The following is an 8,437-nucleotide window of genomic DNA, read 5'->3' as shown; positions in this document are numbered from 1 at the left end:
CATGATGCCAGTCTTCCAGCATCGAGGGCGTACCACGCCGTCCGTCTAACTGTTGTTGTCGAGGAGAGCCCACAGCCACCCCGGCCCCGCTGTGGCCGCGCCCACGGCGTGGACACGGCCACGAAGCTCGCGGTCGGCGGTGATGACGAGAACAGCACCACGCTGCCGCCGGACGGCCTCGACGGCCGCCTCGACGACCGCGTCGTCGCCCGATCCGGGAGCGTGGACGACAACGAGCCTGCCGGTGCGTGGGCCGGTGTGGGTGTCGGGGTCCGGGCCCGCGACAATTCCCGCCCGGGCCGCGCCTTCGAGCACCAGGACCACCTGAGCGGGCAGGTCACCCCGGTCCGCGGTCCGCGACGCGGACACGCCCGAGCACAGCTTGGACAAGTGCTTGTGGAGGCGTAAGGCAGCGGCTGCGCGATCGCGCCACCATCCGTCCGGACGTGCCCCTACCACATTTGCCGCATCGACGATCCATGTCCGCTCATCCACCGTGGCTCCTCGCTCTACTACCAGACCGTGAATCGGATGAGCGCATCCGCGGCCCATAGTGGTGTATGAGATTCGCGATCGCGGGATCCTTGATGGCGTTGCGTGGTGCTCACTGCCGCCGTCCGGACCGTGACGTCCTTGTCTGCGCCGACCACCGGCGTTTCGGATCGGAAGTCGTGATTCGGCGACAACTCATGATCAAAATTTATCCTGACAGTGGCCTCCGACGCTTTGGCTAGACGTGACTCACGTCTACCCGAGGGGTGTTGTGTGGTGTCGATGACGCGGTGGACGGCATGTCGCAGGCGATGGCAGTCGCGCGTGTCCGAACCAGCCGTTACAGTTCTTCCTGATGACGTGGTAATACTAGTCTCGAAGAGTTCCGCGGTTCGCTGACCTGAAGGAGAGTGGCATGGCGCAGAAGACCATCGTGTCGTTGATTGACGATCTCGATGGACACGAGGCTGATGAGACTGTTCGGTTCGGACTGGACGGTGCTTCGTACGAGATCGATCTGTCCGAGAAGAACGCCACCAAGCTGCGTGAGTCGTTGGCTCCGTTCGTTGGGGCGGCGCGTCGGTCTGGTGGCCGGGCAACTGCCGCCCGCCGCGGGCAGCGTGGTGCTTCTCGTCGTACCGGGGGCACCGACCGTACCGCCGACATTCGTGAGTGGGCGCGAGCCAACGGTTACACCGTCAGTGACCGTGGTCGTATCGCCTCCAACATCGTCGAGGCGTACGACAAGGCTCACTGAGTGGCTCTCGGTCGCATTCGTCCAGTTGCCCGAATCCCACGCGATCACGGCTGTTTTCGCGTGGTCGCAGGCCCGCGGGACCTGTTGCGACCGAGCGGTGGACCATGGAGCGGGGGTTCAGCCGTACGGCGGTACCGGCACGAAGAGGCCGATCCTCTGGTTGGTGTCACTTGCGGCCAATTTGGGGCATGCGGCAGTGCTGTTTTCTGGGCGACAGGTTGCGCAGCCCACAACCTGTCGCCCAGGTCATGTCGTGGCTCAGTCGCTCAGCTGTCGGGCCATCCAGTTTTCCACCGCGGGCCGGGCCCGGGGAAGCGCCGCTGACAGGTTGCGGTGGCCCTGGGTGGTGACGAGAATATCGTCCTCAATCCGCACCCCGATCCCACGCAGCTCCGGAGGCACCGTAATGTCGTCGGGCTGGAAGTACAGTCCCGGCTCAACCGTCAGCACCATCCCCGCCACGAGCGGGCCGTCGCGGTGGGCTTCGTCGCGGGCGTGGGCGCAGTCGTGGACGTCGAGACCCAACATGTGTGACGTGGAGTGCAGGGTATATCTGCGATGCAGGCCCGCGTTCGGTGCTTCGGGGTCTTCCGCGAGGGACTCCTCAACGCTCACCGGAAGCAGTCTCCAGTCGTGCAGCGCCTCAGCTATCACCCGCATTGCCGCCCGGTGCGGATCGAGGAACTTTGCGCCCGGTCGCACCGTTTCGATTCCGGCCTGCTGGGCCGCATGGACCACGTCGTACACCTGACGCTGCACGTCGCTGAAATGTCCGTCCACGGGAAGCGTGCGTGTGATGTCGGCGGTGTAAAGCGAGCGGGACTCCACGCCCATGTCGAGCAGCGCGAGGTCGCCGGGCCGTACCGGCCCGTCGTCGCGAACCCAGTGCAAAGTCGTGGCGTGATGGCCACAGGCGACGATGGAGCCGTACCCGACGTCGTTGCCCTCGACCCGGGCGCGGCGCCAGAACGTACCTTCCAGCCACCGTTCGCCGTTGGGCAGTGTCATTGCGTGGCTCATCTCACGCACGCACTCGGAAAAGCCCAGGACGGTCGCGGCGACCGCCTCCTCCAACATGGCCGTTTCGTAGTCGTCCTTGACCAGCCGCAGCTCGGAGAGGGTCTGGGCCAGTTCCACGTCCCGGTCGACCGTGGTGGGCGTGGACGTCTGTCGCTCGCCCGGGACGTAGCGCAGGACCTGGCGGTCCACCCGCTCGTCCTGGCCGCGCACCATCCGGGTCGTCGCCGGTGACAGCCGGGCCAGTGCGTCGGTGAGCGCGCCGAGCGGGCGGCACTCGATCTCGAGAGCCGTCGATCTCTCCCGCACCCCTGCACGCGGTCCCACCCACAGTTCGCCGTAGCGCCGGTCGGTGTAGAAGGCCGGGGTGGAACGGTCCGAGCGGTCGGCGACATACAGGACGGCGTCGTGGTCGCCACCGGGGTTCGGATGAAGAATCACCACGGCGTCCGGCTCGTGACAACCGGTCAGCCAGAAAAAATCGCTTCCCGGCCGGAACGGGTAATCGGTGTCATTTGCTCGCACCTTGAGTCCGCCGCTGGGCACCACCAGCGTCTCGGCCGGAAATCGTGAGCTCAGTAGCGCGCGCCGCTTGGCCGCGTACTGCGCCACATCGTCACAGGCCGGCGTCATCGCGGCGGTGGGAGCCCATCCGGTGGCCATGAATCGGCGGAAGGCGGACGGTGGCTGCTGGTCGTGGCTGGCCTGTCCTTCAGCCGAAGCCGACTGCGTGGTGGACGACATGACGACCGGGGCGCGCTCGGGAACGGTCTCACCGGTGTGGATCGCGGTTTGACTATCTGCGACGGTTGGCCGTTCGGATCTGTCGGGAGAAGGCGGAGATCCGCCCGGGTGCGCACTCATGGTTCCAACGGTAGGCCGCGGCGGTCCGTGGCGGGTAGCGTCCCAGGAGTGCCTATGTCACCGGGTCCTATGGATGGTCTTCTTGTTGTCGATCTCACCCGGGTATTGGCCGGGCCGTTGTCCACACTGATGCTTGCCGATCTCGGGGCGAGGGTCATCAAGGTGGAGCGTCCCAGGCACGGGGATGACTCCCGCTCCTACGGCCCGTTCCTGGACGACCGGTCGCTGTACTTCGCGCGGGTGAACCGCGGCAAACAGTCGATCGCGCTCGATCTGAAGGATCCGGACGATCACGCGACGTTACTTTCCATCATCGACCGTGCCGACGTGCTCGTGGAGAACTTCCGTCCCGGCGTGATGGACCGGCTGGGTCTCGGCTGGGACACGTTGTCACAACGTAATCCTCGGTTGGTTTATGTGAGCGTCTCGGGCTTCGGGCAGACCGGTCCGTGGCGAAACCGACCCGCCTACGACGCGGTCGTGCAGGCGGCCACCGGGATTATGTCGATCACCGGGTCGCCGGACGGCGAACCGGTGAAGCCCGGCGTCCCGATCGCGGACCTTGCTGCCGGTCTGTATGCTTTCGGCGCGATCGGGGCCGCATTGTACGGACGGACGACCACCGGCCGCGGTACCCATATCGACATCGCCATGTTCGACGCCACGCTGTCGTTGCTCGAAGGCGCGGCGTTGTCCTATCTGGCGACCGGCGACACCCCGCCGCGCATTGGCAACGCACATTACTCGATCGCGCCGTTCGACACGTTCGCCTGCGCGGATCGCAACATTGTGATCTGTGCCGCGAACGACGGCCTCTTTGCCGGGTTGTGTCATGCCTTGGATCGCCCGGATCTCAGCGTGGATCCACGGTTCGTCACCAACAGTGCCCGGCTGGAAGGCCGGGACGCGTTCAAACGGGAAGCGGAGAAGACCCTTCGCACCCGGCCGGCTGCGCATTGGCTGAAGGTGCTGCAGGAGGCGGGCATACCCTGTGGTCCCATCAACAACGTGGCTGAGGCGGTCTCCTCCGACCAGGCTGCTTTCCGTGACATGGTGGTCGATGCCGGTGGCCTTCCCCTGCCCGGGAATCCGGTGAAGATGGCGGACTGGCCGCAGACCTCCCAGCGGTCGCCCGAACCGGAACTCGACGCGGACGGCCCCGCGATCCGAGCAGAGTTCGGCTGATCCGACGGTGTTAGCGACGATCACAGGCGTCCTGGGCACGACACCCGGGGCCGGGAACATTCCGGTGGCTACCGGACGTCGACAGGGATGGCGACCGGTGTCGGCGGGCCTGCAAGGTTCGGTCGCGTTCTGGTGCCGTGGCGCTGCGGTGGACGAGGGGACGTGGTCATGACGTGGCCTCCGGACGGGCCTGGGCGACCTGACAGGGGGTGGTCTCCGGACGGGCCCGGACGGCCGCCTGGTACGGGTTGGCCTCCGGACGCGCCCGGGCGAGCTGGCAGACAGTGGTCCCCGGACGGGATCCCCGGATGGCATCAGCCGCAGGGGCCGTCTCCTGACCCACAGCCCGACCCGTTACGGCCACGACGATCCACCCGGCGCCGCATGGTCACCGGGGTGGCGGCACTGGTGTCCGTCCTCGTGCTGACCGTGTCCGGTGGTGGGTGGCTGGCCCTGCGCTACTACGACAACAAGGTCAGCCGTGTTCCGTTGACCTTTCCCACCACCGACCGGCGACCGGGTGGGGCCGGCGGCGGCACCCGTAACATTCTTCTCGTGGGCTCGGACAGCCGCGCCGGCACGTCCGGGGAGTTCGGTGAGGCCGAGGGCCAGCGATCGGACACCACGATCCTCGCTCACCTGGACGCGGACGGCTCCACCACGCTCGCCTCGTTCCCGCGGGACCTGTGGGTGACGATCCCCGCCTACACCGATTCCACCGGCCGCGGTCACGCCGCGCAGAAGTCGAAGCTCAACGCCGCGTTCGCACTGGGTGGACCGTCCCTGCTGGTGCGGACCATTGAGGGTCTGACAAAGATTCGTGTCGACCACTACCTGCAGATCGACTTCATCGGCTTCCAGCGGATGACCGACGCTCTCGGCGGGGTGACCGTATGCGTGAAACCGCTGCCTGGTGGGAGCACGAGCAACCTCAACGACAAGATGTCGGGGTGGCACGGCCACGTGGGTGACAACAGGCTCAACGGCGAGCAGGCGCTGGCCTTCGTCCGCCAGCGGTACGGCCTGCCCGAAGGTGACATCGACCGGATCCGGCGTCAGCAACAGTTCATCGGCGTGATCTTCCGAGCGGCGACCTCCACCGCAACGGTGACCAACCCGGTCAGGTTGGCGTCCTTGCTGGACGCGGCCACGTCGTCGGTCACCGTCGACACCGGCACCTCCCTGACCGACCTGCAGCCGCTTGCTGTCCGGCTGCGCGGTGTCGGCACCGGAGGCGTCCGGTTCGAGACCGTCCCGGCGTCGCCAGGTCAGGCCGGCGGCCAGTCCGTGCTTCTCATCGACCCGAACAAGCTGGCGGCCTTCCTGGCCGGCCTCTCCGGCCCGCGACCGTCCGCGAGCGCCATGCCCTTGGGTGCCGTGCCCGTGGATGCTGCCGTGCTCCTGCCCGGTGGGCCGGCCATCACCCTGGTGGCCGCCACGGCTGCGGCTGGGACTCCCGCCGGGGCTCCCGCGGTGACCACGGCCGCGGCCGGTGCCACCGGGGGATCGTGTACCTACTGAGCCTTTGGCCTACCTACTGCTGGATCTTCGGTGTACCTGCCGGCTCTTGAGGCCGTTGCCGAGGCCGTTTTCCAAGCCGTCGCCACCGGCGGGAGCGCGGGAATGGCAGGGCGGTGTGGGTGGGGGATGGCAGGACGTCGTCCACGGGCGGCTGGGTGCGCTCGTTCTGCTCGTCGATGGAGGCGTTCAGTTCGGCGCCGAGCAGTACGGCCAGGGCCGTGATGTAGAAGAACAGCAGTGCGGCCACGGGCGCCGCCACCGAGCCGTAGATCAGCTCGTTGCCGAAGACCATCTCCAGATAGAGCCGCAGCAGGTAGCTGCCCACGTTCCAGACCACCATGGCCAGCAGCGCACCGGGCAGCGCCCGCCGCCACGGGCGCCGGGACGGCAACGACAGGTGGTAGAGCGAGGTCAGCATCGCCAGGGAGAGGGCGGCGACCACCGGCCAGAACAGGACCTTCAGCAGCCAGCCGACGAGATGGTGGCGATCGGCGTCCAGCAGCTCGGAGATCAGGCTCGGTCCGAGGACGAGCGCGGGCAGCAGGATCACCCCGCTGGTCACCTGAGCTATGTAGAGTTGTAGTGCCAGTAGCCGACTGCGTACAGCTGATCGCAGCTGCCGCTGTCCGTAGGCGATCGTGATGGTGTTGACGTAGGTTGCCATGGCCGACGACCCGGTCCACAGTGACAGCAGGAAGCCGATCGAGATCACGTCCGGACGTCCGCGGGTCAGGATCTCGTTGATCGTCGGGCGAACCACGTCGTCGACGACCGAGGGCGTCAACAGGTCGTCGGCGGTGTTCAGCAGGCTCTGGCGGACGTTGTCGACGGCGTCCGCGCCGACGGCGTCCCCGACGTAGCCGATCGTGCCGAGGATCGCCAGTAGTAAGGGAGGCAGTGACAGCAACTGCCAGAAGCCGGCCTCGGCCGCGAGGCCGAGCACGCGGTCGCGCCACGCGCCAGCGGCGGTCCGGCGGGCGAGAGTGAAAGCACGCATCGACACCCGTCTGAGCGAGGCGGTCACTGCCGTCGGAGTCCGGGTTGCTGGAATCCGGGCCGGCGATGGTGCAAGGCTCGGTAACGGAGCGGCAGCAGGGTGAGTCAGATCAGGTGACCGCGACGTATCGGACGCAGAACCAGCAGAACCAGGTGCCTGTAGCACCGCGGACAGCAACCTGTTCGCCAACCACACTGGACCCACGGTACGGCCTCGGGTCTGGAGCATCTTCGGTGGTCGTCGGTTGACCCCGAACTGACCCTGTCGACTGCCGTCGATGTTACCGACCGTATTGGAACAGATAGCGGAGGCATGTCGCCGGTCGACGTTCCATGCCTCCGGACTACGTCAAAACGCCCCCGCTGACAACGCTTCATCGTGTCCGCGGGGGTTCGCCGGGCGTGTGTTTGTCGCCGAGCAGCAGTCGGTCAGGGGGAGATGGTCAGTTTGTCGGTTTCGTCATGGTACTCAGCGGCCACGGCCCGCAGCTTCGAGTCGTGGGACTTGGCGTGGTGTCGGCAGAACAGCAGCTCGCCGCCACCGGGAAGCACGACCCGCACATACGCCTGCGCGCCGCACCGGTCGCACCGGTCGAGGTTGGTCAGCGTCGGTTTGGTAGTGGTTCCAGTCACACCATCTTCAACAGTCTTCGTCGGGATTTGGTTCCGCCCTGGCAGTGTGACGGTTCCCTCAGGGCCGAGTTGGTGGGAGCTGTGGCGAAGGGCCGTCGTTAGATGCCTGATCATGCCGGCTGCCAGCCGACTGGGAGAAACAGACGCCGACAGGGCTGTCACCGTCGGTCACGGACGGCGTGCACCAAAGACGATGTCGTCCCAGGCCGGCACGGGTTTGCGGTTCTTGCGGCCGCCGGAGCCGCGTTCTGGTGTCCGGCCGGCGGCACCCGCACGCCCGCGGGGTGCCGTCGATGCCCGTGCGGCCGTGTCGGCTGCGTCAGCGGCATCGGTGATGTCGGCGGCGTCGATGCCGTCGTCAGCGCCCGTTGCCGGCTCGGGAGCCGCCGTGGCCTGCGGATGTGAACCGGATACGGCGGACGCCCGCGGCGCGGGTGCGGCCGGTCGCTCGGCACCGGCCGGTGCCGGACCAGCCGGTACCGGTTCCGGCGCGATCGATCCGGACACCGTCGGAGTCGGGGTGTCCACCCCGATGACTGGCACGTCCTGAACCGGCCGGGCGTCGCGCGCGCCGACCACCTCGACCGTGACGGAGGCGACAGGCGCGACAGGCGCGACGGGCGCTGGGTTCTGTGGCTCGGGTGTCCTGGTCAACGGGGTTGCCGGAGCCGGTGGGCGGATGACCGGCGCTTCGCTGCGGGCTGCCGGCCGTGGCAGCCCGTGTGTCCGCCCCCGGGCCGCGGCCGGCTGGATCGGGGTGGGCGGCGATGCGGCCGCCACCGTGGGCAGTGACGCCGACAGCGGGGCGCTCGTGGCATCGGAGGGGACCTGCATCTCGTGCACGGTGGCAGGCTCCTGCACGAGAGTCAGCGCGGGGCCGGCGGGACGCGCGAAGACCGGTTGTGGGGGTGGCTGCGAGGCGGTGGGTTCGACCGGCGCCTCCGGCGCCTCCGGAGCCACCAGCGCCCGGGC

The 8,437-nt window shown here is 67.7% G+C and carries 7 protein-coding genes and 1 pseudogene; 3 read left to right on the top strand and 5 right to left on the bottom strand.

What is annotated here, in order from left to right:
• Positions 1 to 45: 45 nt before the first annotated feature.
• The gene (locus DD1DGNOD_RS21005; protein ID WP_206443348.1) at positions 46 to 495 is read right to left on the bottom strand and encodes a hypothetical protein; all 450 of its coding nucleotides are present in this window, start codon (positions 493 to 495) and stop codon (positions 46 to 48) included.
• Between the two features lie 412 nt (positions 496 to 907).
• Here DD1DGNOD_RS21005 and DD1DGNOD_RS21000 point away from each other — a divergent pair, with 412 nt between their 5' ends.
• The gene (locus tag DD1DGNOD_RS21000; protein ID WP_013874753.1) at positions 908 to 1,249 is read left to right on the top strand and encodes a histone-like nucleoid-structuring protein Lsr2; all 342 of its coding nucleotides are present in this window, start codon (positions 908 to 910) and stop codon (positions 1,247 to 1,249) included.
• Positions 1,250 to 1,507: 258 nt separating this feature from the next.
• Here the strand turns inward: DD1DGNOD_RS21000 and DD1DGNOD_RS20995 are convergent, their stop codons facing one another.
• Positions 1,508 to 3,010, bottom strand: a complete 1,503-nt coding sequence (locus DD1DGNOD_RS20995; protein WP_165035203.1) for an aminopeptidase P family protein — start codon at positions 3,008 to 3,010, stop codon at positions 1,508 to 1,510.
• Between the two features lie 174 nt (positions 3,011 to 3,184).
• On the opposite strand from DD1DGNOD_RS20995, the gene DD1DGNOD_RS20990 reads away from it, so the two are divergent.
• Both DD1DGNOD_RS20990 and DD1DGNOD_RS20985 read left to right on the top strand, forming a co-directional pair.
• On the top strand, positions 3,185 to 4,315 hold the full coding sequence (locus DD1DGNOD_RS20990) for a CaiB/BaiF CoA transferase family protein (protein ID WP_131768228.1): 1,131 nt from the start codon (positions 3,185 to 3,187) through the stop codon (positions 4,313 to 4,315).
• Positions 4,316 to 4,699: 384 nt separating this feature from the next.
• A complete protein-coding gene (locus tag DD1DGNOD_RS20985; RefSeq protein ID WP_346434363.1) occupies positions 4,700 to 5,836 on the top strand; it encodes an LCP family protein in 1,137 nt (378 codons plus the stop codon).
• Positions 5,837 to 5,849: 13 nt separating this feature from the next.
• On the opposite strand, the gene DD1DGNOD_RS20980 is transcribed toward DD1DGNOD_RS20985, so the two are convergent.
• The 3 genes and pseudogenes from DD1DGNOD_RS20980 to DD1DGNOD_RS27380 all read right to left on the bottom strand — a co-directional run.
• Positions 5,850 to 6,833 carry a YihY/virulence factor BrkB family protein gene (locus DD1DGNOD_RS20980; protein WP_241255880.1) on the bottom strand — a complete coding sequence of 328 codons (984 nt, stop codon included), beginning with the start codon at positions 6,831 to 6,833 and terminating at the stop codon, positions 5,850 to 5,852.
• A 428-nt stretch (positions 6,834 to 7,261) separates the two neighbouring features.
• Complete coding sequence (locus DD1DGNOD_RS20975) at positions 7,262 to 7,465, bottom strand: DUF7455 domain-containing protein (protein WP_131768226.1); 204 nt, start codon at positions 7,463 to 7,465, stop codon at positions 7,262 to 7,264.
• A gap of 358 nt (positions 7,466 to 7,823) precedes the next feature.
• Positions 7,824 to 8,437 (bottom strand): annotated as a pseudogene (locus tag DD1DGNOD_RS27380) (hypothetical protein); the annotation flags it as partial.

The sequence above is a fragment of the Candidatus Protofrankia californiensis genome (genome assembly GCF_900634765.1).
GTDB classification, from domain to species: Bacteria; Actinomycetota; Actinomycetes; order Frankiales; family Frankiaceae; genus Protofrankia; species Protofrankia californiensis.
Note: the sequence above shows the minus strand (reverse complement) of the source record. Positions and strands in the feature narration are given on the sequence as shown.

Excerpts from the sequence above, each read along its gene's own strand:
- DD1DGNOD_RS21000 (WP_013874753.1), top strand. The coding sequence starts at position 908 with ATGGCGCAGAAGACCATCGTGTCGTTGATTGACGATCTCGATGGACAC.
- DD1DGNOD_RS20995 (WP_165035203.1), bottom strand. The coding sequence starts at position 3,010 with ATGTCGTCCACCACGCAGTCGGCTTCGGCTGAAGGACAGGCCAGCCAC.
- DD1DGNOD_RS20990 (WP_131768228.1), top strand. The coding sequence starts at position 3,185 with ATGTCACCGGGTCCTATGGATGGTCTTCTTGTTGTCGATCTCACCCGG.
- DD1DGNOD_RS20985 (WP_346434363.1), top strand. The coding sequence starts at position 4,700 with ATGGTCACCGGGGTGGCGGCACTGGTGTCCGTCCTCGTGCTGACCGTG.
- DD1DGNOD_RS20980 (WP_241255880.1), bottom strand. The coding sequence starts at position 6,833 with ATGCGTGCTTTCACTCTCGCCCGCCGGACCGCCGCTGGCGCGTGGCGC.